Below are 23,714 nucleotides of genomic sequence, written 5' to 3'. Positions count from 1 at the left end.
ACTCACCTCAAGATGAGAAATCTTTTAAGGGCCGTGGAAGACTACCACGTTGATAGGCTACAGGTGTAAAGACAGTAATGTCAAAGCCGAGTAGTACTAATAACCCGTAAACTTATAGTTCTCTACTGTTACTATTTCAATCACCCAATATTTTCATAGCAACCAAAATATTTGTGTTAGCATAGCTAATCAAGATTTTCGGTGTCTATTGCAGCAGGGTCCACCTCTTACCATTCCGAACAGAGAAGTTAAGACTGCTTGCGCTGATGGTACTGCCCTTTTAAGGGTGGGAGAGTAAGACGACGCCACTTTTTAAAAACCTCATACAGGAATGTATGAGGTTTTTTGCGTTTATGGAGATTTGTTTGTTTATTTGTTGTGATAATGATTTTCAGCCGACGGATAGGGTTTTCGTTTTGCTATAAGATTCTGGTGAACCTATTTCTAAGAAAATCTCATTTGTTTGTCTCAGTTTTTTGATTAATACATTAGGTTATAGTCAGAGCGACGTAACCTAGAATAACTTACTTTATACAGCCATTATCTTATTCTTTTCGTATTCATTGATTGTTGGATTTTCTTATCGCTAAGTAACTTAAGATTTTGTAACTCTTCAATATTCTATTGTTCGCTTTAGTTCATATTTTGAGTAATGTTTATGTTCCTATGAATGTAAATCATTCAAAATTTTGCATCAAAGGATTTCAAATTAAAATTAGCAAGATATTCTTAAAGTGTAATGTGTCTGAACATGTGATATTTTAGAGTGATTATAAGTATTGGGGATGATCAAATTGTAGTTCTTACTATAAAATTCTAGTGATTCTGGCATTATATTACTCTTCATTCTTAACTTTGAAATGTGGAAGAAAGAAAAACATATTTTGTAGACGTTATACTACCAGTACCTATTAACAATGCGTTTACGTATAGAGTTCCATTTGAAATGAATGGTCATATCAAAACTGGTGTTAGGGTTGTTGTACCCTTTGGAAGGTCTAAATTGCAGACTGGAATTATAATTAAAATTCATGAAATAGTTCCTGAAGGTTATCAATCTAAATATGTGGAGGCTGTTTTAGATGAGACTCCCATAATTACTGGTAAACAATTTAAATTATGGAATTGGATTTCAGAATATTATATGTCTCCCCTTGGTGATGTAATGAATGCCGCTTTGCCTTCTAATTTTAAATTGGGTAGTGAAACAAAAGTGTTATTGCATCCAGAGTTTGAAATGAACTTGGATCTGCTCACCGATAAAGAATATCAGGTTTATGAAGCGTTAGAGATCCAGAAGGAACTGGACTTAAAGGAAATCTCTGATATTCTTGGAATTAAAACAATTCAACCCGTTATAAAGGCTCTAATTGAGAAAAGAGTGGTTATTACTCAGGAAGATCTAAAGCAAAAATATACACCTAAGACTCAACTTTTTGTTGAACTCTCTGAAGATTATCAATCGGATGAGCAATTAAAAGCCATTATTGAGGTGTTCAGTGAAGATAAACGCAAGAAAAAACAATTGGAAGTTTTGTTGACATACATTCAATTGGGTGGGTTTAAACAAGGTGTTTCTAAGCCAATTTTACGAGCTGATATGATAGAACAAGGAGTATCTGCCTCATCTATCAATACGTTGGATAAGGATGATATTCTAAAAATTAGAAGAATAGAAATTTCTCGATTGGAGTCTAAAGAGGACGCCGATAAGGAATTTATGGAATTGTCTAGCGAACAGCAAAGGGCGTTAAACGAAATTAGAGAGTCATTCACATCAAAGGATGTTACACTTTTACATGGTGTAACGGGCTCAGGGAAAACTGAAATTTATGTAGAATTAATTCAAGAGCAGTTAGATCAAGGTAAACAAGTTCTTTTTCTTCTTCCTGAAATCGCGTTAACAACTCAACTAATTCAGCGTTTGCAGCGATACTTCGGAGATAAGGTTGGGGTCTATCACTCAAAATTTAATCAAAATGAAAGAGTTGAGATCTGGAATTCCCTATTACATAACGATACATCTAAATTCCAAATTGTTTTAGGTGCAAGAAGTGCCGTTTTTCTACCTTTCAGAAGCTTGGGACTAATCATTGTTGATGAAGAACATGAGTCTTCTTTTAAGCAATACGATCCTAGTCCAAGGTATAACGGAAGAGATACTGCCATAGTTTTACGTGCTTTCCATGAAGCTAAAGTTTTGTTAGGTTCAGCTACTCCTGCTTTGGAAACCTATTTTAATGCTGAAGAGGGAAAATATGGTCTAGTAAAATTGGACAAACGATTTGGAGATCTTCAGATGCCAGAAATTTTTACAGCTAATATTAAAAAAGAAAAATTGCAAAAAACTATGCAATCAGATTTTTCTGGTTTCTTGGTAGAGCATATGAAAACTGCTTTAGAAAATAAAGAACAGATTATTCTCTTTCAAAACAGGAGAGGTTATAATCCGGTATGGGCATGTGAGGTGTGTGGCTGGAATCCGCACTGTAAAAACTGTGACGTTTCTTTGACCTACCATAAAAATAGCAATATTCTAAAATGTCATTATTGTAGTTATTTTACTCCGCCGGTTGGTGCTTGTCCAAAGTGTCAAAGTAATCGGTTGAAAATGATTGGATTTGGAACGGAAAAGATAGAAGACGAATTAAGTATTATTTTACCTGGGGTGCGTGTTCAGCGATTAGATTTAGATACGACACGTCAAAAAAATAGCTATGAAAACATTCTAAGGGATTTTGATGATAGAAAAATTGATATTCTTGTGGGTACCCAAATGGTAACTAAAGGACTTGATTTTGATAATGTGAGTCTAGTTGGAATTCTCGATGCAGATATGATGCTAAATCGTCCTGATTTCAGGGCTTTTGAAAGAAGTTACCAATTGATGTCTCAAGTGGCAGGAAGATCTGGAAGAAAGAAAAAACGTGGAACTGTAATTATTCAAACCTACGACCCTGATCACTGGATCATTCAGCACGTGATTAATCACGATTACATGGGATTATATAAAAATGAATTGATTGAGCGTAAAAATTATTTTTATCCTCCATTTTACAAAATGATTAATTTGACTTTAAAGCATAAGGATCCGAACAAGTTAGATATGATGGCGGCCGATTTGGCTGATAGAATGAAACAAGTTTTTGGAAGTCGTGTTTTAGGACCGGAATTTCCTGTGGTAAAACGAATACAAAATAGTTATTTGAAAGTAATTCGATTAAAGGTAGAGCGCGATGCTTCAAATAAAAAAGTAAAAAAAATACTACAGAAGAAAATAGATGAATTTTATAGCCTCGCACATAATAAATCTGTGAGATTAGTCATCGATGTCGATCCTATTTAAGAATGGATACGTATTTTAGTATCCTAATTTTCTTAAATTGCTAATTGATGTTTCATAAAATTATCAGTGCTATTCTTATGAACTTTTTATAGGTTAAAGCTTACGTATCCTTTGCGCTCTAAATCCTCTTCAAAGTCAATATCAGATTTAGCTTCTAGCAAAAAGTAAGAAGATTGTTTTTCTTTTATTCTCAAAATAGAATCAGATAATACATTTGCTGTACTCCAAGCCATATTGGAGAATAGAGTAGGGCTAAGCTCTTTCATGCCAATTAAGTAATAGCCACCATCTAACGCTGGACCTAAAACAAAATCGTTTGAATCCAATTGCGTAAAGGCAAAATTTATATCCTGCTCGTTTATTTCTGCACAGTCAGATCCTAACACGATTACTTTTTCATATCCTTGATGCTTGATATTTTCGATAGCTGTACTCATCCTTTGGCCTAAATCTCCTTTACTTTGGATGCTAAAATATGTTTGCGGACTTTCCCAGCGTTTTCGGTCTACTAATGTATCTGTTGAGTAGATAAACAAATCTGCTTTGGAAGCCTTAGCTATCTTTGCTGTGTAATCAATGAGCTGAACGTATATTTCTAAAGCCTTTTCATCACCTAAGGTTTTGGCTAGCCTAGTTTTGCATTTACCCAATTCTGGATTTTTAGTCATTATGATCAGGGCATTTTTTGAATTCATTTTACTGATTTTTTTAAAATATTATGCAATTATTGAAAAGCTAAAGTGCTACAATTTGAATTTATTCTTGTTATGTTGTTGTTCCTTGACAACTTGAGCCTGCCCCAGCGGTGCAGCCATAGCAGTGCTGTCCAATCATTATATTCCTTTTTAAGAGTTCTTCTTGGTCAAATTCACTTACATGTTTTCTTTTACCTAAAACTTTTAATTGTAACATTTGGTTAAAATCACAATCGTACAAATAACCTTCCCAATCGACAGAAATTGTATCTCTACACATGACGTTTTCAGCGGCAACAGGGTTGTAGGCGTTAATTAAAGTTTCCATATAGCTCTCGTATTTATTGGCTGCTAACAGAAAATCTAAATATCTTGAAATCGGGAGGTTTGTTATAGTATAAAGAGAATTGAATTCAATGTTCCAATCTGCTTTTAGACTTACCTTATAATCTTTTTCTAATGCAGATTGTTCCGGAGGTAGACTTGCTCCACCCGGATTAAAAACCAAATGTAAATTTAGTTCAGTGCCTTCAAGTCCGTAGCCCAATTGGTTTAAGATGAGTAAGGATTCAATAGATTTATTGAAAACCCCACTTCCTCTTTGTTTATCCACGTTCTCTTTGGTGTAACAAGGCAATGAAGCGATTACTTCTATTTTATGCTTTTTGAAAAATTCGGGATAAGTTCTGTAGCGCTTGTTAGAAACTAGAATGGTTAAATTACTTCTAACAATCGTTTTTACATTTCTTTTTGTTAGTTCTTCTACTAACCAAAGAAAATTAGGATTCATTTCTGGAGCTCCTCCTGTCAAGTCTACCGTGTGAACATCGGTGCTGTCAATCACGTTGAGCACATGTTCCAAAGTTTCCTTTGTCATAATTTCCTTTCGATCTGGACCAGCATCAACATGACAATGTTCGCATGTTAGATCGCACATATACCCTAAATTAAGTTGTAGAATGTTTGTTGTTCTGGCTTTCAGTGGAAATTGATTGTTTTCTTTTAGTTTATCAATAAATTTTGTTCCAACCAATTGATCTCTTTCAAGTAATTCAATTTGATTTTTGGCTTCTGAGAGGTAACTTTTTCTACGTTTTAAAGATTTTAATTTGTCTTTCTTTAGGGTTTCTGCCATATTATATTTTTGTTCTAGTTTAATTACAACGTATGTTGAGCATAAAACTAATGAAATTGTTTAGAATGTTTGTAAATAGACAAAAATACTTGAGATATTATCTGATTTTGCGTCATTAGTTGCGTTTAATCATTTTGGTCTAAATTATAAAAAGGTGGTTGTTCTCTCACTTGTAAATTTTTCAAGTTAGTATTCTTCTATTTTGAGCTCCGTTTTCTTTCCATTTTTAAAACAAAATGTAAAAAACCTGAATTGACCGTCTTTCTCTTGTAAAGTTAATTCAAATCCTTTATTGTTGGTCTCTATTTCTAAAACATCATAAAGTTCTTTAATTGAAGTGAAATTCATAACAGAATGTTCAAATTGTTGAATTAATAATTTTTCTGTTTGGTTTCTAATTAGATCTTCATTGTTTAACGCTTCAAGTAGAATTCTTTTTTGGTTTGTTTCTAATTTAGAATGATTACCATGGATTAATATTTCAACACTACTCCCTAGAAAACTTCGTTTGGTTTTCCATAGCACTTTTGTTCCTTTATTTCTGTAACTTTTTAGTGGCCCTAATTCAGTGTCGGTGATCATTAATTCTTTTTTCCTAAAAATATTCTTGAAAATTCCCATGAAAATATTTAATTGTTTAGCTGTCAGTAATCGCGGCGAAGTTAGAAATATATTATTTTACTCACGGACTTAGACGTTATTCCGTTAAATTATGGTGATATCTCAAAATATGGAAGAACTGCATTATTCATTTAAGCTGCTATTCATGGGGTAAAATGTCAATTTCGTCTTTATATTTTTCCGCCCAGTTTTCACCATTCTTTCGAATCATGTAATTTTTGATTTCAAAATTATAATCTTTAATTCCCCTGAGTTGAGAGCCAGTCACTTTAGTCCCGAAATTTTCAACTGTAAATCCATATTTTTCTCTGATTTCCATGCAGCGCTCACCGCAAGGCTCAGGATCACCAATTTCTACTATAACTGGAGCATCGCGTAGAATAGCAATTTTTGCGGTTAAATAATTATAACGATTAAAAAGTCCAAATTGCCAGCCCACTAATCCAGCAAATAGAACAACAATAATGATGTTTCTTTTTCTTCTTCTTGTCATAGTCCCATGAGTTTCAACTAAAGATATAAAAACTATTCCTATTTATTTTGGAACTTGATAAATAATTGAATTTCTATACTAAAAACAACGCTAAAGAACGGGAGCTTAGTCTTTTTTTATTTTCTGTAAATAAATTGAAATTCGATTACTTTATCTTCTTCTGAAGGCGTTGGTGTAAAGTGTATGGCGTTACTTCTGACAAGCTCGATAAGCCCTATGGATTAGTATAATCTATTCCAGAATTTGGAAATAATCTTTACAGATTTTAAGCTGTTTTCCTCCTCTAAGGTTATTAAACCAATTTGTTTTCTTCTTTGATCGATTTTTAAAGGATTTTCGTTCTTTCTAGTTTGCTTAAAGGAGAAAAATCCAAAATTACTGTGTTTACTTTTCCCAAACTTTACTTCAAAGTCTGAAATTGTAGCGAAATGTTCATTGTATAAATTACCCTTTTGAATTTCTTCAAACAATAGAGAATTGAAAGAGGTATTGGGTTTGCTGTAGTGATGAATGAAAATTACAATGGGCATTCCGGCAGATAAGTTATAGTCTCCAATTTTAGGATGCATTGCTTTGGTGTCGATTCCAATTAGTTTTTCTCCTGGAAAACCATGCTCTCTTGTCATTTCAATAATTCTGTGAACTTGATTTCTATTTAATTCCTCCCACTTCTTTCCAATTTTAATTCTTCTGAACAGAATGCGACTATAGTATTCCTCCCTCAAATCTTGATCGACCTTAAACATCTCATTCATTTCTTTTCTTATCTCATGATTAATGGACTCCAAATAAATATTGGCTAGACTGTCTTTCTGAATGGTAATTTCTGTAAAAAAGTTAGCACCTTGATATTTTTCAAGATTCTTAATGCTAGAAATTAATTGAAAGCTTACTCCTTGTTTTAAGCCTCTTCTGATGAAATAGTTTAGTCTAATCGTATCGTTTTCAAATGCTGATATTTCAATGGCATTGTAACAATCCCTAGCAAAAACAAAATCATACCTTATGAAAGTTTCATAATAGAATTCTATTCCATTCTTATGATTTCCCAGAGCGATTGCCTTTCGTGCTTTATTTATCCCTTGATAATAAGAAGAATAATCTTGGGTAAATGCGAAACACGCAGTTAGACTGAAAGTGATAATGAAGAGAAGCTTTCTCTTGATGGACATTTGTTCTAAATCAATGGATTAAAAAATATTCAAATCAAAATGTTGACAATTAGATTTCTATGTTTTCGGCATTGAGAAATCGCTACTGATTTTAATGCTTAACGCATCAAGGGAGTAGAATCAGAATTCGCTATTTGATTACTTCTTTTTTAATTGCGATTTGAACTTTCTTCTTTCTTTCCTTCTTCAATTATTTCTTCTGTTTCAATATTTTCTTCATTGGAGATGCTTTCTTTTTCATCATTTTGGCTGTTGTCTTGCTTGTCTAAATAAAATTCACAAAAAATAGGAAAGTGGTCTGATCCTATGTTTTCCAAAACTTTTAATTCTTTTAGGAATATTGATGGACTATGATAGACTAGGTCTAGTGGTGCTCTTAATAGCCAATATTTCGCGTGAAAGGATGCTAGAATTCCTCGGCCATGTCTTCCATCTATTAAAGCACTTTTTTTACGAAAATAGTTTGAAATTTTTGACCAAGCTACAGTGTTAAAGTCACCTATTACCAAAACGGGCTTGTCTAACTCTTGAATTCGTTTTGCAATGCACATTAAATCGCCATCTCTTTCTTTGGAGTTTTCTTCTTCCGTTGGACTTGGCGGAGGAGGGTGAACGATAAATAAAATTAAATCTTCTCCATCTTCCGTTTTTATATGTGCTTCAATGCTTGGTACATCGTCGGCAACAAAGTAATGAGTCGTAATTTCTTCAAAGGGTATTTTGGAATATAAATGCATTCCATAGGTGTTTTCTAAGGTGATCTTTTCGCTATGAGGATAATACTCTTCCAGTTCTCTCATCGCTTTTTCCCAATCTTTATTGCTTTCTATAGTAATAAATAGATCAGGATCTTCCTTTCGAATAAAGCGTTTGAAACGATCAAATTCCTTGTTGAATTGATAAATATTACTGGAAATAACTTGAATACTTTGCCTGTTTTCGCTTTCTCGATTCTTGGTCTTAAAGAATTTAGTAAAACGTGAAAAAATATAAATGTGATAAATTAAGAATGCAAATTGAACGAGTGCAACCACCCAAAACAATGTTGTTCTCTCGGCAAAGATAAATATTCCAAAACTTGCAATTATTTGAAGGACAAAAACTTGTAGGCTAACAAATTCTGAAGCGCGAAAGACCCAATGCGTGTGCTTAATAAAGGGCAACAAACTTATGAGTATAAGCAGTAGTGATAATGAAATAAAGAATAAATCCAAAATTTTAGTTTATACAAAGTTATTATAATTGTTAGAATGGAACCTATTTCTTTCATTTTGGATTTTCTGATTCTGCTTATCAGCGCTGAAATAGAACACATGACGTTTTTGTTAAAATTAAAAGAGGGCCTTGTTTTAGAAATTCCAACCCATTCCCATGCTAAACAACTCTGATAACTCCCACATTTCAGAACCGATAAAGTTGTTAGGGTCGGTGTTATTGTAAAACACCAAACCGCCACCTAATTTTGTGGATAAATAGAGGAAGTCGGTGAAATTCACATTAACTCCTATTCCAAAATTATTTTCTAAAGCCCAAACTGGCCCTATAAAATTTTTTGATAGGGTATAGGCATAATCGGATTCCGGCTGAGGATAGGGAACAAGGGGGAATAAAGCATAATAAGATTCGTGTCGAATATGAGATTTGGTGATTTGAGCTTGATAAAATGTAAATAATTCAACATTCGTTTTTTTTAAAAGGACAAATTGTGCTCCAAATTCCAATCCTATATGTTCTTTAAAGTCGAGAGCCCAAAAGGACTTCTTAAAAAAGTGTCTTTGACCTGATGGAAATGAAATTTCTTTATTGAAGTTGTATTTGATTCCTGCGAGAACAGAAAATTTGTTCCATTGATATTTCGCCAGTATGTTTTGATTTCTTCCAATATGAACTAGGTTGAAATTACTCTCAAAACTCAATTGGGCAAAAGAAGAGGTGGTAAAGAGCAATAGTAATCCAAAAAATAGCCGTAGTTTTTTCATACAACTAGTAACGGCTTCATTATTTAAATATTGTTTATTGTGAAATGGCACTTTTGATTTCCTCCAAAGGTTTTATTTCAGCTATTATCTATTGTCGCTCAATTCTTTAAATAAAATTTCGATCTCAGAAATATCAGGTTCTTTTTTCATCCATTTTTTTCTTTCTTCCTCTGTTTTCATCCAACGATACATCCAAGAAATGCCTTTAGCTTTGTGATAATTGCTTTTCTGAGCATAAACAGGGTCTAGCAAGGCTTCCTCCAAACTTACAAAATTGTATTTTTTGCTTTTGAGATGCGCAATGATCTCGACAAGATAAGCTTCATTCAAATGACTGTCATGACAAAGAAAAATTTGATTAATTTTTCTTCCATATTTTTCCATAGATAGTGAATCGAAGAAATGAAAAAAGTCTAAGCTTGCCTCTACGTAGAGCTGCCCAATCTCTTCGGCTTTTTCCCATTCTGAATTTGCCAAATAATAACGATAAATGTAGTTGTACACCCAGTCTGCACTTTCAATGGTAAAGGGAGTGCTGATATAATTCCGTGTTTTGAGTAAGTTATTTATTTTGAATTGAGCAAGAGAGTCTTGACCCAAGTCATTATACGGAAAACGGAAATACTGAATTTTTTTATCATATTTTTCCGCCATTGAATTGAGAAGCGGCTCGCCTTTGATTAGGTCTTTTTTGAATTCTTCAAAACCAACCTCCGAGTATTTTGAATGTCCAAAAGTATGATTTCCAAGTGTGATATAATCGCGTTTAGCCCATTCATTCAATAATTCTTTATTTTTGAAAATGGAGTCTTGTTTATATATCAAACCCTCATTTACGAAGATGCAAATGGGAATACTCAAAGAATCAAGTTTGTTCAACAAAATTGAATTGTAATTATTGGCTTTAAAAACCCGAGTATTCGGAACATCATCTATGGTAATGGCAATTTTCGTTTGTGTGTAGAGTGGATTTGAAAATGAAATACCTATTAAAATGAGAAGTAAGTAAAGATTTTTATGTTGCATATTAAATCTCATTCATATATTTATTGTTATCTGACTTTGTTTTTCCCCTCTCCTTTGCCCCACCAATCCCCACAACTGTCATCCTGATCATTGTTGAAAATTATGATTTTCAACAATGGAAGGATCTTGTCAAATTTAAGAGAAAACCGTTTTCTATTGTAATTTATTAAACTGCTGGTAAAGTTCCCGATAAGCATTTTATTTTCTAAAATCATGCAAGAATATCTTTTAACAATACGATTGGCTAAAACTCCGAAAGTAATGCATTTGAATTTTACTTATGGTTCTCATCATGAAAGGATTGACTCATTTTGAATCCATCTCTGTTGTAGGAACTGGGTACAAAATTACCATCTAAGGCAGATTATGCAACAACACTTATAAACCGCCTTTTTATATAATCTAGGCTGAACCCTGAATGCTAAAAATGAATATTTTCAAAATTTCTCAGCTTTATTTTTAAGGGATTGATGTGCTTCACATTATTCAACAAAGAAATTCATAATTTAAGCGTAATAATCCAAGTCTACAAACTCTTCCAATCGATTGGTGTAATCAAACTGTAAATCTTCGTGAAGTGCCCCAATTTTTTTGATAATTGCCATGACTTGACGATCAAATAAATTACTTAGCAAAATGTTGTCAAAAATGGATGGTTTTAAGGCGTTTAATCTTTCACAAAAATAGAGTAGGAGCTCAACTTCCGTTGCTTTATTCTTAGAAAACTTTATGTATTGTTTAGTTTGTTTTAAAATTTTACGAATGGTTTTTTTCATGTAGAAATAACTCTGGGTATTCATTTCATCAAAAAGTTCATCCATTGATTCCTTTACACTTTCAATATACCCAGCTTCATCGTCTGCTTGAAAAAGCAAATACGTCATTAAGGCTTTGTTCTCCTTTTTGAATTTCCCTAAATGCAAACAAACTTCAATGAGTTCTTCTTGTGGTAAATGTTTGAGTTCTTTTTTAATGGAAGCAATGGATTCTGTTTTCATAGCTTGAAAAAGGAGAATGTAGTTTTTTGTGTAAAGTTAAAGATTTCGAAACAAATCACTCTTATGGAGCTTGTTCGTATTTAACTTATTAATTTGCTTAGATTTTCTTTTTGACTCTAACTTTGAAATTGCCTTATCATTCTTGCAAAAATATAGAATGGAATACTCCATATCATCTGTAACACTAATCATGTTTTTGTCTAAATCTGTAAGATAATTTTTGGTGAAATCTATTTTTTGTTTTTCATAGTACTTCTCTTCAAGTGTTTTTTTTATCTCTATTTTGTCCGAATTAGATAAATATGGGAAGGTATAACTGTAGAAAAATAATCTTTCTTTGTAAAAATGAAATTCAAGTCTAGCTTTATGAAAACCAATGCGTTTTTTATAGTACAGAATTTCTGTTTCTTTCATACCTTCATTCTTCATGGTGTAAAATGGAGTACCATATTCTTTTATTATTTGCTTTGTAGAACTGTGGGCATTATAATTCAATTTTTTGTTGGAGGAAATCGATTTCATTGATTTAAAAACTTCCATGAGTCTCAAATAATATTTTCCATTGTAATATTTAGTGGATATAGACTCAAAATAGTAGTAACTGTTTTTAGAGTAGAAATAAGGTTTTTTAATTCCAATGAGTTTTGAAAACGTATATAACAAGTGCAGTGTCTTCATATTTATTGATCAAAAATCGTTAAATGAGCTTCCTAAATTAGAACAATCTGACGTTGACTTATGAAAGATTTAAATTTTTCGACAAAACATTCGTATTTATCGATGAATGTATGTTTGTCAGGGTTGAAATCAAAAGATGGAATTTTTAGTTTTCTTTTAACCTTTTCTTGTAAAATACTCAATGGCATAAGTATTTAACTTCCTAAAACTGAATGGTGATAACCCGCTACTTTTTATTATAAATTACAGGCATTTTACCTTTCCATTTTTCCCATAAACCCTCACTGGTCAATAAAAGAGACATAAAATGAGCAACATTGATTCGGCTTACTTTTCCCGCCTTAAAAATCGCACTTTTAATGGGTGAAGGGTGAATTTCGTAGGGTGTTATTTTTTCATTATTTATTAAGTCATCTGGCCTAACAGCTGTCCATTCTATGAATTTATTTTGTTGTCCAATTTCCGTTCTCAAATATTCTGCGGCTTGCTCATTATCCACATGAGGCGGAAGAATAAGTCTCAAAAGAGCAATTACTATTTTTTCTGGAAAGGAGACTTTTTCATTTAAATCTAAGTTTCTGTTTCCTGAGGTATTCATTAAAATGTACTTAGTTGGCGCCTGTGGTTTATTGGATAAAACGGCTTCACATAATCTCCTGGTAGCTTCCGTTACTAATTTTCTAGGCTCACCATAAATTCCCTTAAAACTCAGGTTATGACCTAAGCAAGAAATAATTGCTTGACATTCAGCGGTTAATTCTTGCATTTCCTCATCACTAAAGTCCAAAATACTGGCTATAATAATTTCCAAATTTTTATTGCTTTTCCAAGAAATTGGCAAATTTTCAGTCGATCGGACTACAATTTTTACATTATAATTTTTAGACAATAATAGGGTGACCAAATGCTGTCCTGTAGCGCCGCTTGCACCTACAACTAATGCTTTCATACTTTTTTTTAAGTTGGTTTGATGGATAACTAGGCTTACCAGTTTTAAGGTGAAATTGTTAATATCGGGTCAATCTTCCGATAATCTCCTCGTGATCTGGAAATAATTCGACCAGTTCTTTTTTTGATTTCATTTCAAAATCTTCAAAACTAAATCCTGGCGAAACCGTGCATCCAGCTAAAGAATAGGAGTTGTTTTCTAAAACTTCGGAAGCGAACCAATCACCACCTTCTACAATTCGCTGGGGCAACTGACCTTTTTCAAAATCTCTTCCTATAATGTGTTCATGATAAGCCCCGTCCTTCGTAATTACATGCAATCGAATAGGAGAGCCGTCATAAAAATGCCATATTTCATCTTGTTTTATTCTATGAAAAGCGGAAAAATTAGCTGATGTCAGTAAGAAGTAAATTGTGGTTGAGTAATTTCTTGATCCTTTATAGTTTTCTCCTAAGTTCTCTTCAGTGATTTCACCAACACTTCTATGGGTTTCTTTAAAATATCCACCTTCAGGATGTTCTTGTAAATCTAATCGTTCAACTATGTCTTGTATTTTACTCTTCATTGTGAAATTGTTTTTGTGCTGTGAAATTAATGTTTTTCTATGATTAGTGTCTACTTCTCTTTAATACTGCTTTAATTTTGAAAATGATTTCTCCAATAATTATAATAAGTGCGTTACCAAGATAGTTCGTAAATGGAAGGAGAATTTTCTATACTGGAATCCTAGCTAAGCCCACAGAGTGAACCATATGACGAGAATAACAATTTGTGTATTTTATTGAGTCCGTCAGTTGACGAATGATCCAAACCGGAATGATTACTATCATTATCCTAGATTAGTTTTCTTGGTAACCCAAATATATAATATTCGACATCGTTTTAGCATTAATACAGCTACCGACTGAACTGATAAAAAGAAGAATCAATAAATTTGACATTGTAATATAAGTTTAAGAATGAATTGAGTGACAGATTATATTAGATAGTCTCCTTTCTAGAGATCACCATATAAAAAGACAAATCCTCTTCAATTTCTCTAATTTTAAGCAATCCGAAAGCGCCAAATTCATTCTCAATAGATTCCTCATCATAAAAATAAAGATTCAAGCCGTTGTGGACTTCATATCTATCCTGGCTAATAAAGTTTCCTGTTCCATAGTTTGGTGAAGCCTTTGAAACAACTACAAATATCATATATCCGCCGATTTCAAGTTGATTATAACAATCTTGAATTAATTTTTTTCTGGCTTGGCTGTCCAGTAAATGAATCAGCGCATAACTGTATATACCGTCATATGTACTTTCGTCAAATGGCATTTCGGTAACTGAACCATGATAGATTTTTGTATCTGCTTTGAAGTGTTTTCGGGATTTCTCAATTGCTGTTTTAGAAATCTCAATTCCGGTAATCTTTATTCCATTTTCGATAAAGACTTGGGCGTTTCTTCCGTAACCAAATCCAGGAATGAGTATGTTTTTGATTCCTTTTTCAATAAAGAAATCATTGGCAATTAGCGTGGAAGGAGTAGGGTTTAACCCCCACATTTCTTTGTTGCTCCTAAATATTGATTCCCAAATTTCAGTCATATTTTTGGATTTAAATTATATTTTGAATTTAAGGAAATGGTTTTTAAAATGCAATAAAAACTAAAAGTAGCAATTTAAGCTGAAAGGAATAGATTTAGAATTATTTGAATTGAGCCAAATTATCTAAACTAAGTATCCTATCTTTGCACAATGCAATCCAAACTCCTTTTAGTTATTCCGCCATTTACTCAGTTAAATACTGCCTATCCTGCAACGGCTTATCTTAAAGGTTTTCTTGAAGACCATTCGGTTTCTGTTGAACATATAGATTTAAGCATTGAGCTTTTTACATCAATTTTTACTTCTGAGTTTTTGCATTCAATTTTTCAAGAAGCAGCAGAAATGCAGAGTTTTCACCATCCTTTGGTAAGGAAATACAAGAAAATGTATATTTCTAGAGTGGAGGATGTGATTCGTTTTCTTCAAAAAAGTGATATTGAAACAGCGCACAAAATTCTTGCAGATGGTTTTTTACCTCAAGGACATCGTTTGTCGAATATGAATACAGAAATTAAATGGGCTGATGGAGAAATTGGAATTATTGATAAAGCCAAGCATTACGCCACATTATTTGTAGAAGAAATAGGAGATTTTATTCAAGCTAACGTAGATGAGTTTTTTGCTTTTACAAAATATGCCGAACAAATCTCTAATGATTCTTGTAGCTACGATCAACTAGACGAATTTCTAAACTATGAGCCCACAATTATTGAGGATAAAATGTTGGAAACTTTCGAAAAGCAAGTACTAAAGCATTCGCCAACTTTGGTGTGTTTTACTGTTCCTTTTCCTGGGAATTTATTTGCTGCCTTGCGTTGTTCACAGTTCATAAAGCAGTTTTATCCGCATATTAAAATTGCAATTGGTGGCGGATATTGCAATACAGAGTTACGTTCATTAGAAGATCCTAGAATATTCGAATGTGTCGATTTTATTTCAATGGATGATGGAGAAGGACCGGTATTGAAGATCGTCGATTATCTTGAGGGAAAGGTTGAAATTGAAGAATTGGAAAGGACTTATGTGCTAGAGAAAGGGAGGGTAGTTTACAAAAATAAGTTGCCCAATACGATTTATCATCACAAAGATCTTCCGGCACCAAATTATGCTGGATTGCCGTATGACAAATATGTTTCATTTTTGGATATTGTAAATCCAATGCACAGAATGTGGACGGATCACAGGTGGAATAAATTAACAATTTCACATGGTTGTTACTGGAAGCAGTGCACTTTTTGTGATGTAAATTTAGATTATATCGCGATTTATCAAAACACAACTGCCGATGCTTTAGTAGATAAAATCGAGAAAATTATTGCAACTACCGGAATTACAGGTTTTCATTTCGTAGATGAAGCTGCTCCACCAAAAATGTGCAGGGCATTATCTCTAAAATTGATGGAGAGAAATGTGAAAATTACTTGGTGGACCAATATTCGATTTGAAAAAACCTTTAGCGCCGAATTGTGCGAATTAATGGCAAAGTCGGGTTGTATTGCCGTGACCGGAGGATTGGAAGTTGCCTCGGATAGACTTCTAGCAAAAATGAAAAAAGGTGTGGATATTGCTCAAGTTTCAAGGGTGACCAACAACTTTTCCCAACAAAATATTATGGTTCATGCTTATTTAATGTTCGGATTTCCAACTCAAAATGAGCAAGAAACAATTGATTCCTTGGAAGTTGTTAAGCAATTATTTGAAAAAAACTGTATTCAATCTGCTTATTGGCATAGGTTTACCACCACAATACACAGTCCGGTAGGGAAGAACCCAGATGATTTTGGTATTAATATTATTGGGCCTCCATTTAAAGGCTTTGCACAGAATGATTTATACCATGAAGATCCAACAGGAGCAGACCATATAATTTATTCAAAAGGATTAAATCTCGCTTTGAGCGCCTACATGAATAATTCAGGATTTGACAAAGAAATGCAACATTGGTTTGATTTTCCTGTGGTTCCAACAGCGCATCCTAAAGATTTGATAGAAGGATTTTTAAAGGAGGAAATGACGAAAACAGTTGCTGTGGGTTAATGAATGAAACAAGACATTTTTTAGACCATACTGAGAGTGGAAAACTCCAAGTAGGTCTAAAAAAATCATGTTTATCTATTTCGATTTTATTCAAAAACTTCGTTTAAGTGATAGTTAATGAATTTACTTCCAGCTAAATACATTCCTTTGGCATACTTTACACCATCCGGCTCTAACCACTTTGTTTTTTCACTGTAATTACTTCCTCTGATGGTAACAATTGGATTGATTGAAGTAGCGGTTGCTATCGTTTGGCTTGAATAGGCAACCACTTTTTCTTTTGGAAGTACATCATTTATTTCTAAATCAGATTTCATGATTCCCGTGTATTGAGATTCAGCACTTCCTCCAATTTTTAGTTTCCCTTTAGTGAATTGCACAAAACTTGATAAGCCAACAGATTGTTGTGATTTATCCACGAAACTAGTTAAAGTAGTTCCCGTATTTTCATCAGAAACGGTAAATTGATTCGCCAATCTATAGTTTACAAATAACTTCACTTTTGCCTGATTTCCAACATTCCAATCAGCTCCTGTTTCTGAAAAAATGTAATTTAAAGAAATGTCCGCAATTAGAGCATCGTTTAACTCTTTTGATAAATTTTGTGGCACCTTTGAAACTCCACCAAACTGATTAGTAAATGCTGTTCTGTCTTTATAATAAAATGAATAGCCTGTTGGAACTACTGATAAAATTCCCGTCATGTCTGTTTCAAATATTGTAGGTCCAGTCATGCTTTTGTATCCTTGGTAAACTTCAGTTTTCCCAGCTTCTTCAGCGGAAATGATCTCGTAACCTTTGCCTTTCATTTCCTCTACAAATTCAATGTATAATTGGTCTGCCTTTGATTGTAAAGCCTCTTTGTCAAGGGATCCTAAACCAATAGCCGCTTTTGCTTTCGCAGCATTTTTAATGGTATTTCTAAATCCACCAGCTTTCTTTTTATCTATGGCTTCTTTATAAGTTTCGAAATTTATTGTAAAACTGGCAATGTATAGCTTTTTAGAGCCTTTATTGAGTAGTTTAGCTTTGTAAGTATTGTCTTTTGGCTTAAAATCTCCCAGTTCTTGTGCGTTTAAGGTTGAGAATAATAGAATTATTAACAAGCTTAAAATAGTGTTCATCGTTTTCATATTCTTAGTTTAAATATTTAGAACAAATTTAGGGCTGTAACTAAAAATTTGAAATACGGCATTTGCCTTATCTTTGATGTTTATTTGACCTCGTTTTATCACTGGATAATGACTTTTCTAATCAAATTCAATGACTCCGTTCTCAAATGAAAAAAGTAAATTCCACTATTTTGATTACTTAAATCAACATCAATATTACTTTCAGAACTAAAAAACCTCTCTAAAATCACTTTTCCTTGAAAGTCTAAAACACTAATGGACAGTAGGTTTTTGTTGTAATTATTAATGTTCACAGTCCCAGTAGAAGGATTAGGAGAAATTGATACATTAAAGTTCTCTTGCTCCTCTAAATTAGTAGTTCCATTTGTGCAAGGAATGTCCGATTCGTTGTCATAAAAAAGCTGCACATCTGAAGCTAAATCAATTATCGATTGAACATTTTCTAAGTGGTTTCCATTTCTAGCATAAGTTATTGCGAAAGATTGTTTCATTGTATCGCCGATATTGAAACTGCCAATATTTATTGATGACAAGGCTTTTGCTTCTTTTATGGGATGATTTATGCTCAGCGCACTCCATTCCGAAGCGATATTTGGATTACCAGAAAAAACGTATTTTGTTGGATTTCCATTTGGGTTTAGCCATAAACTTCCGTCAGTTTTCAATCCATTCATCAAGTTCCATTTTTGTGGAACAGTAAGTCCGAAACCTTCATACGGAAGGCTAGAAGTCATGTCCTTGTTGAGACTCACAATTCCAATTGCTGGAGGATTTACTCCATAACCGAGTGATTGTTGAGTATCTTCATCATCGTTATCTGCATTGTAGAAATAGCTTAGGTTCTTCAGTGAATCCGAGCCAAAATAATCATCCTCAGGGTTTCCAATGTCGGCATCTACGGCTATACTGTGAATAAATTCTGGGTAATTTATATTGCTTTTATTGATTGCAGAAATATCAATAAATGTGACGTCGTTTAAATAATCCCAAGTTTTATATTGGTAAAACATGTAATGAATTTCCATTCCGACTGAATCAGTATTTGTATAAGAATGAGATTCAGCAGCATCATTTTGAATCATATATGTTGCACAACAACCTTTAATAATTGGATAATCGCCAGCCATTGGATTATAGGAACCATCACCATTATTATCGAAGAATTTTGCCAGGTAATAGGATTGACCTGAATTGTCATCTCCATGCGCTGGCCAATTATTTATTGTCATGATAGCCTCGTTGGTCAATGGATAAACTTCATTACAGTTTGGGTCTAAATTACATTCATAAGTCAAAATAAAATTATCAATGTCAGTTTGACAAATACTCCAAATTGAATTTCCCCACTTGGCTTGATATTCTGGAGTGTTATATGTTCCAGGATCAGAAATAGGTCCATTGAAAACATCACTTCCTTGATTTGGCATTCCTCCTTGAACGAAATGAATATCACCTTGACTGTCAACTGCTGCGAACCAAAATTGAGTTGTGTAAATAGGTGACAAGCCAGAACCTTTGGGGATTTCATAGCCATTTTGTTGATTTACAAAGTCATAAAAGAAAGTTCCAGCATCGGATATCTTTGCTGAAACATTATTGTGATCTAGAGTTGAAGAATTTATCTGTGCATTTAAGGAATTGACGAATAAAATGGAAATCGCTATTAAAGTCGTTTTTATTAGTTTCATAATTCACGTTTTTTTACTGGATTCATCTGACTTGATGAATTACCTAGGTACACGAGAATTTTGAAGGGAAGGTTGGATAAGTGTTTTTTGTTAGAATCTATTTATTTCTTCAAAATGTCAAAACGCGCTGTTGGTTTTGCTTCCAATCTTTCTTCTCTGATTAATTCACCAGTTCTTTCACAAATACCATAAGTTTTGTCTTCAATTCTTTCTAATGCCGAATGCAATTCTCTCGATTTACGCTGAAGTCTACTGATTAACTGCTTGTTTTTGGCTTGTTGCTGGAAGTGTTTACTACTTTGATTAAATGCTACGTTTGTGTTCGCTCGTTTTTCCTTTTGAATTGCTCTTTCTTCTTTTAGTTTACTAAGTTCTTCATCTATAATGTTTATTTCTTTATCGATAATTGATTTGAAATTTTCAAGTTTTTTTGGACTGAATTGTGTTTTGTTGTCTGACATTTTGTTTGTTTTTTTGGTTTGATTATTAAATCAAGAAGAATTATGAATGCGCTTAAAACTAGAGTCAGTTTTATAATTTACATTAATAAATTTCTTGATTATGCCATAATATAGTGATTTTAGAAGCTTTTTGGTGAATTATTATGATTCTTTGTGAATTTTGCGGTGTTGAATACAATGGCTCTTGCTTTCACAAAATGAGTTTTTAGCTCAGAAACATCTTCTCTATCGAAGCCCATAACTAATACTTTCCTTAAATTTGATCCATATTTAAAAACTCATGAATGTTAGATTTTCAGAACAATACTTTAAACATAGATGATTTGCCCCGCTTTGAAAAAGTCGAAGGAATTGCTGTTGATTCTAAATATTTGAAAGTTTTACGCATTCTATACTTGTTTTGGTTTTTGGTGTTTATTGGGGCCTGGTTGACTGTTTTTTTGACTGCTAGCCCAATAAAAGAGCTGTTTTTTGTTCTTTTGGGAATTTTAGTCATCCTCTTCGCTCTAATTATCACAGAAATAGAAAAGGGATTTTCACGAAGAAAATTTGGAATTAGAGAAAAGGATATTCTGTTTCAAAGAGGTTTTTTTGTTTATAAAGAAACTTTAGTTCCCTATAAAAGAATACAGCACATTGAGCTCCGACAAAGCTTGCTCTTGAAGGCGTTTAAATTGTATTCACTTAAAATCTACACCGCAGGATCATCCTCTGGAGATTTAAGTATTAAAGGTCTAGATCAGATCAACGCCGATAAAATTAAGGCTCAAATTCTAAAAGTTGCAGACATCGATGAAGACTGATTTTTCAATTCCAAGACGTCAAAACCTTAGAGGTATTCTCGTAGTTTTTCTAATGGATTTAGTAAAAAGTCTTAGACAAAATATCTATGTTTTTCTTCCGCTGTTGAGCAGTAATGTGCGGGAAAATCACTTGGGCAAAGTATTCATTGTTTTAGCTGTACTGTTGCTTCTGCAAATGCTTTATTCCTACAAAAGTTATTTGAATTTTAAATTTCATGTCCAAAATCAACGCTTTTTATTAAAGCAAGGCGTTTTTAGCTTTAAAGACACGGATATTCCTTTCGACCGAATTCAAAATATTAATATCAACCAAAACCTCATACAGCAAATGTTGAATGTTGTAGGAGTAGAGATTGAAACTGCTGGACAAAGTACTGCTGAAATTAAGATTAAAGCTTTGAGTAGGGAAGTGGCGATGGAACTCAAAGAGGAATTGCTGAAAAATGAAACAAGCATTCGCTCTGAAAATAGGGAGATTATTGAGAACAGCGGAAATTTAGAAAATGACTTGGAGGACCATTTACAAAGTGAAGCCGACCATAAAACACAGCACAATAACTTAGCTTCTAAACCGTCTCTTTTGTTTAATTTGAATATTTGGGAGTTGTTAAAAGTTGGAATTAGTTCGAATTACCTAAAAGGCTTTGGATTGGTTATTTTCTTTATCAGCACAATCTTTCAATACCTTGAGGAATTCTTCGCCAGCTTTTATAAAGTAGATTTTGAAAACACCTACTTAACCCAGCTTTATCAAACTTTTACTTTTTTAGTGGGCTTTATCATTTTTCTGTTAATAGCCACTTTTATTGTAACAGTGGGAAGAACGGTTATTAAATATTATGGACTTCAAGTCACCAAAAAAGACAATGATTATGAAGTTGAATATGGTCTTTTGAAGCGCGTAAATCAAATTATAAAAAAGAATAAGGCACAAGTTTTTGAAATTGAGGAAAACCCATTAAAGAACCTCTTCCAAATTAAAAATGTATTCATTAGTCAAGCTTCATCGCAAGAATTGCGCGATAAGAAAAAGATAGGAGTGATAGGAATTTCAGATGCTAATTTAAATATCCTTTTTACCTCCCTTTTTGATTTGAACTATCCGCAGCAATTTGTGAATTTTAAAAGTAGTATGCGTTTAATGTTCAGACTGTCATTTGCTTATGTTTTGTTGAGTTCGCTCATCGCAACGGCCTTATTCTTTTTACAAGGCTGGCTATTTAGCTTAGTAATTTTGCTTATGCTATTTTCAGTTTTCGGGTTTATCGTCTATAAAACAGTTCGAAAAAGTCATATTGGTGTAAATGAAAATCTCATCGAAGTGCAGTCTGGTTCTATTCACACGAATAAAAAGTATATCGCAGTTCACAAAGTTCAATCCATATCCATTCAGCGAAACTTTTTTCAGCAAAAAAACCAACACGCAGATTTAATCATTTATACAGCTTCTGGGAAAGAGCGCATCAATTACTTGAAGTTGGAAGAGGTTTTACTGCTTGTAAATTATTTGAATTTTAAAGTGGAGGAGAGTGAGTTGGGTTGGATCTAATAATTTAAAAATTCAATTGATTTTCACCCTCCATCAAAACCACCAAACTCTCTCTGTCCATAGGATTACCAATACTTGTTTCGATGTCATGTTTTAATGCATTTAACTCAATCTCAACCACACCTTTGTTTTTTACTGAAATCTTTGGGTTCTCTTTCATGAATTGCAGTGATTTAAGCAACACATACATCACCGAGTTGTCGTGTTTTGAATACAACCTGATGGGTTGAATAACCAACCTCATGAGCTCGCTGGCGGGAATGCTATAATCTGTGATAACCAATTTATTTTCCGTGACATATTTGGAATATTTTTCTGGAAACTCAAGAAACTTGTTCATTAATTGTCCAATTTTATTAATGGCGTTTATTGCTGTTCCAGGATCGTTTATACCTGGAGACATTGCTTTTACCGCGATTTCCATTAATTTAATCATTCCTGTTACATTTTTATCGCTTTCGTGTCGGTCCGAGGAAATATCAAAGCAAAAAAGAAGATTTTCTAACTCTTCCTCAGTAATGAATTCTCGCACTTTTAAAATTGGCATTCCTTCCCAAATGTGCTGATTTATATAGGGTAGTAGAATGAAATGGTTGTCCTTACATTTTAACGACTCTTTGAGTAATGAAGTGTCAAAACCTCTAAAATAGCCAGTTCTATCGATTTTTATAGTTAGCCAATTTTCTGAATTTTCAGTATTCATTATCACTTTTGACTCTTCTTGTTGCTTTAGTTCTTTATCCAAATAGGAGTTGGTAGAAGCATGAATTTTATCCACTATGTTGTGAATTTGGATAGCAACAGAAATACTGTTGATAAAATAAACGAATAGGCCAATACAAATTAAACTCGCTAAAGCGGCAAGCATAGTCGATAAGCCTAATGAGTCTGATTCAACTCCATAAGCGCCTAATGCTGTGATTAAAATGATACAATAGAGTAGTGTTCCAATGTAAAATCCTAAAATGACTTGATGCTTTTTATTGGAAATTAAACTAGGCAGTAACCGGGGGGAAAAGTTGGATGAGGCTTGATTGAGCACCACCATCACCATAGAAAAGCTGAAAACCGTTAATGAAATTATTCCGCCAATAATTGTAGAAAGAATAGCTCTTGCAGTTTCAAAATCTTCGATAAATATATACGGTATATCTTTTTTAATTTTGTCGATAAAATCATGACTCTCAATCTCAATGCTTAAAACGGCAACCGCTAAAAACGCGAGACTGATCAGCACCGGATAAAATGCAATGCTTTGAATGATGTATTGATATTGCTTCTTGAAGAATTTAGTTATTTCTCTTTTCATACAATAAGGAGTAGATTTATTTAATTTTAGAGTTTTCTTGTAGTTTTTAACC

The 23,714-nt window shown here is 33.2% G+C and carries 21 protein-coding genes and 2 rRNA genes; 6 read left to right on the top strand and 17 right to left on the bottom strand.

Features of this window, described 5'->3' with window-relative positions:
* The 3 genes from DIT68_RS02925 to priA all read left to right on the top strand — a co-directional run.
* Nucleotides 1–120: ribosomal RNA gene (locus DIT68_RS02925) — 23S ribosomal RNA — on the top strand; the annotation flags it as partial.
* Nucleotides 121–197: 77 nt separating this feature from the next.
* A 5S ribosomal RNA gene (rrf, locus tag DIT68_RS02920) occupies nt 198–311 on the top strand.
* A gap of 551 nt (nt 312–862) precedes the next feature.
* Nucleotides 863–3,346, top strand: a complete 2,484-nt coding sequence (priA, locus tag DIT68_RS02915; protein ID WP_109358311.1) for a replication restart helicase PriA — start codon at nt 863–865, stop codon at nt 3,344–3,346.
* Nucleotides 3,347–3,432: 86 nt separating this feature from the next.
* Here priA and DIT68_RS02910 read toward each other — a convergent pair whose 3' ends face one another.
* From DIT68_RS02910 to DIT68_RS02845, 13 genes are all read right to left on the bottom strand, one after another.
* Nucleotides 3,433–4,041, bottom strand: a complete 609-nt coding sequence (locus DIT68_RS02910) for a TIGR04282 family arsenosugar biosynthesis glycosyltransferase (RefSeq protein WP_109358310.1) — start codon at nt 4,039–4,041, stop codon at nt 3,433–3,435.
* Between the two features lie 70 nt (nt 4,042–4,111).
* The gene (gene arsS, locus DIT68_RS02905) at nt 4,112–5,176 is read right to left on the bottom strand and encodes an arsenosugar biosynthesis radical SAM (seleno)protein ArsS (RefSeq protein ID WP_109358309.1); all 1,065 of its coding nucleotides are present in this window, start codon (nt 5,174–5,176) and stop codon (nt 4,112–4,114) included.
* A gap of 186 nt (nt 5,177–5,362) precedes the next feature.
* Entirely contained in the window at nt 5,363–5,797 is a 435-nt protein-coding gene (locus DIT68_RS02900; protein ID WP_109358308.1) for a hypothetical protein, read from the bottom strand.
* 139 nt (nt 5,798–5,936) lie between these two features.
* Nucleotides 5,937–6,290 carry an FEKKY domain-containing protein gene (locus tag DIT68_RS02895; protein ID WP_109358307.1) on the bottom strand — a complete coding sequence of 118 codons (354 nt, stop codon included), beginning with the start codon at nt 6,288–6,290 and terminating at the stop codon, nt 5,937–5,939.
* A gap of 221 nt (nt 6,291–6,511) precedes the next feature.
* Nucleotides 6,512–7,462, bottom strand: a complete 951-nt coding sequence (locus DIT68_RS02890; RefSeq protein ID WP_109358306.1) for a hypothetical protein — start codon at nt 7,460–7,462, stop codon at nt 6,512–6,514.
* A gap of 149 nt (nt 7,463–7,611) precedes the next feature.
* A complete protein-coding gene (locus tag DIT68_RS02885; RefSeq protein ID WP_233244139.1) occupies nt 7,612–8,496 on the bottom strand; it encodes an endonuclease/exonuclease/phosphatase family protein in 885 nt (294 codons plus the stop codon).
* A 315-nt stretch (nt 8,497–8,811) separates the two neighbouring features.
* A complete protein-coding gene (locus DIT68_RS02880) occupies nt 8,812–9,441 on the bottom strand; it encodes a hypothetical protein (RefSeq protein ID WP_109358304.1) in 630 nt (209 codons plus the stop codon).
* An 84-nt stretch (nt 9,442–9,525) separates the two neighbouring features.
* Nucleotides 9,526–10,479, bottom strand: a complete 954-nt coding sequence (locus DIT68_RS02875) for a polysaccharide deacetylase family protein (protein ID WP_109358303.1) — start codon at nt 10,477–10,479, stop codon at nt 9,526–9,528.
* Nucleotides 10,480–10,973: 494 nt separating this feature from the next.
* Nucleotides 10,974–11,465, bottom strand: coding sequence for a hypothetical protein (locus tag DIT68_RS02865; RefSeq protein WP_109358301.1), 492 nt, complete (start codon nt 11,463–11,465; stop codon nt 10,974–10,976).
* 36 nt (nt 11,466–11,501) lie between these two features.
* Nucleotides 11,502–12,143: a hypothetical protein gene (locus tag DIT68_RS02860; protein ID WP_109358300.1), complete on the bottom strand. Its 642-nt coding sequence runs from the start codon at nt 12,141–12,143 to the stop codon at nt 11,502–11,504.
* Between the two features lie 226 nt (nt 12,144–12,369).
* The gene (locus DIT68_RS02855) at nt 12,370–13,092 is read right to left on the bottom strand and encodes an NAD(P)-dependent oxidoreductase (protein ID WP_109358299.1); all 723 of its coding nucleotides are present in this window, start codon (nt 13,090–13,092) and stop codon (nt 12,370–12,372) included.
* Between the two features lie 58 nt (nt 13,093–13,150).
* Nucleotides 13,151–13,657 (bottom strand): cupin domain-containing protein, encoded by a 507-nt coding sequence (locus DIT68_RS02850; RefSeq protein WP_109358298.1) that lies wholly within the window; start codon nt 13,655–13,657, stop codon nt 13,151–13,153.
* A 416-nt stretch (nt 13,658–14,073) separates the two neighbouring features.
* A complete protein-coding gene (locus DIT68_RS02845; RefSeq protein ID WP_109358297.1) occupies nt 14,074–14,682 on the bottom strand; it encodes a class I SAM-dependent methyltransferase in 609 nt (202 codons plus the stop codon).
* Between the two features lie 150 nt (nt 14,683–14,832).
* On the opposite strand from DIT68_RS02845, the gene DIT68_RS02840 reads away from it, so the two are divergent.
* Nucleotides 14,833–16,719 (top strand): B12-binding domain-containing radical SAM protein, encoded by a 1,887-nt coding sequence (locus DIT68_RS02840; protein WP_109358296.1) that lies wholly within the window; start codon nt 14,833–14,835, stop codon nt 16,717–16,719.
* An 86-nt stretch (nt 16,720–16,805) separates the two neighbouring features.
* On the opposite strand, the gene DIT68_RS02835 is transcribed toward DIT68_RS02840, so the two are convergent.
* The 3 genes from DIT68_RS02835 to DIT68_RS02825 form a co-directional block, all read right to left on the bottom strand.
* On the bottom strand, nt 16,806–17,852 hold the full coding sequence (locus DIT68_RS02835) for a hypothetical protein (protein ID WP_109358295.1): 1,047 nt from the start codon (nt 17,850–17,852) through the stop codon (nt 16,806–16,808).
* 98 nt (nt 17,853–17,950) lie between these two features.
* Nucleotides 17,951–19,540 (bottom strand): T9SS type A sorting domain-containing protein, encoded by a 1,590-nt coding sequence (locus tag DIT68_RS02830; RefSeq protein ID WP_109358294.1) that lies wholly within the window; start codon nt 19,538–19,540, stop codon nt 17,951–17,953.
* A gap of 101 nt (nt 19,541–19,641) precedes the next feature.
* Nucleotides 19,642–20,001: a TraR/DksA family transcriptional regulator gene (locus DIT68_RS02825; protein WP_109358293.1), complete on the bottom strand. Its 360-nt coding sequence runs from the start codon at nt 19,999–20,001 to the stop codon at nt 19,642–19,644.
* A gap of 284 nt (nt 20,002–20,285) precedes the next feature.
* Here DIT68_RS02825 and DIT68_RS02820 point away from each other — a divergent pair, with 284 nt between their 5' ends.
* Nucleotides 20,286–20,804, top strand: a complete 519-nt coding sequence (locus tag DIT68_RS02820) for a PH domain-containing protein (protein WP_109358292.1) — start codon at nt 20,286–20,288, stop codon at nt 20,802–20,804.
* On the top strand, nt 20,794–22,353 hold the full coding sequence (locus DIT68_RS02815; RefSeq protein ID WP_109358291.1) for a PH domain-containing protein: 1,560 nt from the start codon (nt 20,794–20,796) through the stop codon (nt 22,351–22,353). The genes DIT68_RS02820 and DIT68_RS02815 overlap by 11 nt, the downstream gene beginning before the upstream one ends.
* A gap of 4 nt (nt 22,354–22,357) precedes the next feature.
* Here DIT68_RS02815 and DIT68_RS02810 read toward each other — a convergent pair whose 3' ends face one another.
* Entirely contained in the window at nt 22,358–23,662 is a 1,305-nt protein-coding gene (locus tag DIT68_RS02810; protein WP_109358290.1) for a DUF2254 domain-containing protein, read from the bottom strand.
* Nucleotides 23,663–23,714: the final 52 nt, after the last annotated feature.

Origin of the sequence: Brumimicrobium oceani (assembly GCF_003143775.1) — a bacterium.
Classification (GTDB): Bacteria; Bacteroidota; Bacteroidia; order Flavobacteriales_D; family Crocinitomicaceae; genus Brumimicrobium; species Brumimicrobium oceani.
The sequence above is the reverse complement of the archived record's forward strand: the minus strand, read 5'-3'. Positions and strand labels throughout refer to the sequence as shown.

Bases quoted from the DNA above. Each gene is read 5' to 3' on its own strand.
- DIT68_RS02910 (WP_109358310.1), bottom strand. From the start codon at position 4,041: ATGAATTCAAAAAATGCCCTGATCATAATGACTAAAAATCCAGAATTG.
- arsS (WP_109358309.1), bottom strand. From the start codon at position 5,176: ATGGCAGAAACCCTAAAGAAAGACAAATTAAAATCTTTAAAACGTAGA.
- DIT68_RS02900 (WP_109358308.1), bottom strand. From the start codon at position 5,797: ATGGGAATTTTCAAGAATATTTTTAGGAAAAAAGAATTAATGATCACC.
- DIT68_RS02895 (WP_109358307.1), bottom strand. From the start codon at position 6,290: ATGACAAGAAGAAGAAAAAGAAACATCATTATTGTTGTTCTATTTGCT.
- DIT68_RS02890 (WP_109358306.1), bottom strand. From the start codon at position 7,462: ATGTCCATCAAGAGAAAGCTTCTCTTCATTATCACTTTCAGTCTAACT.
- DIT68_RS02880 (WP_109358304.1), bottom strand. From the start codon at position 9,441: ATGAAAAAACTACGGCTATTTTTTGGATTACTATTGCTCTTTACCACC.
- DIT68_RS02875 (WP_109358303.1), bottom strand. From the start codon at position 10,479: ATGAGATTTAATATGCAACATAAAAATCTTTACTTACTTCTCATTTTA.
- DIT68_RS02865 (WP_109358301.1), bottom strand. From the start codon at position 11,465: ATGAAAACAGAATCCATTGCTTCCATTAAAAAAGAACTCAAACATTTA.
- DIT68_RS02860 (WP_109358300.1), bottom strand. From the start codon at position 12,143: ATGAAGACACTGCACTTGTTATATACGTTTTCAAAACTCATTGGAATT.
- DIT68_RS02855 (WP_109358299.1), bottom strand. From the start codon at position 13,092: ATGAAAGCATTAGTTGTAGGTGCAAGCGGCGCTACAGGACAGCATTTG.
- DIT68_RS02850 (WP_109358298.1), bottom strand. From the start codon at position 13,657: ATGAAGAGTAAAATACAAGACATAGTTGAACGATTAGATTTACAAGAA.
- DIT68_RS02845 (WP_109358297.1), bottom strand. From the start codon at position 14,682: ATGACTGAAATTTGGGAATCAATATTTAGGAGCAACAAAGAAATGTGG.
- DIT68_RS02840 (WP_109358296.1), top strand. From the start codon at position 14,833: ATGCAATCCAAACTCCTTTTAGTTATTCCGCCATTTACTCAGTTAAAT.
- DIT68_RS02835 (WP_109358295.1), bottom strand. From the start codon at position 17,852: ATGAAAACGATGAACACTATTTTAAGCTTGTTAATAATTCTATTATTC.
- DIT68_RS02830 (WP_109358294.1), bottom strand. From the start codon at position 19,540: ATGAAACTAATAAAAACGACTTTAATAGCGATTTCCATTTTATTCGTC.
- DIT68_RS02825 (WP_109358293.1), bottom strand. From the start codon at position 20,001: ATGTCAGACAACAAAACACAATTCAGTCCAAAAAAACTTGAAAATTTC.
- DIT68_RS02820 (WP_109358292.1), top strand. From the start codon at position 20,286: ATGTTAGATTTTCAGAACAATACTTTAAACATAGATGATTTGCCCCGC.
- DIT68_RS02815 (WP_109358291.1), top strand. From the start codon at position 20,794: ATGAAGACTGATTTTTCAATTCCAAGACGTCAAAACCTTAGAGGTATT.
- DIT68_RS02810 (WP_109358290.1), bottom strand. From the start codon at position 23,662: ATGAAAAGAGAAATAACTAAATTCTTCAAGAAGCAATATCAATACATC.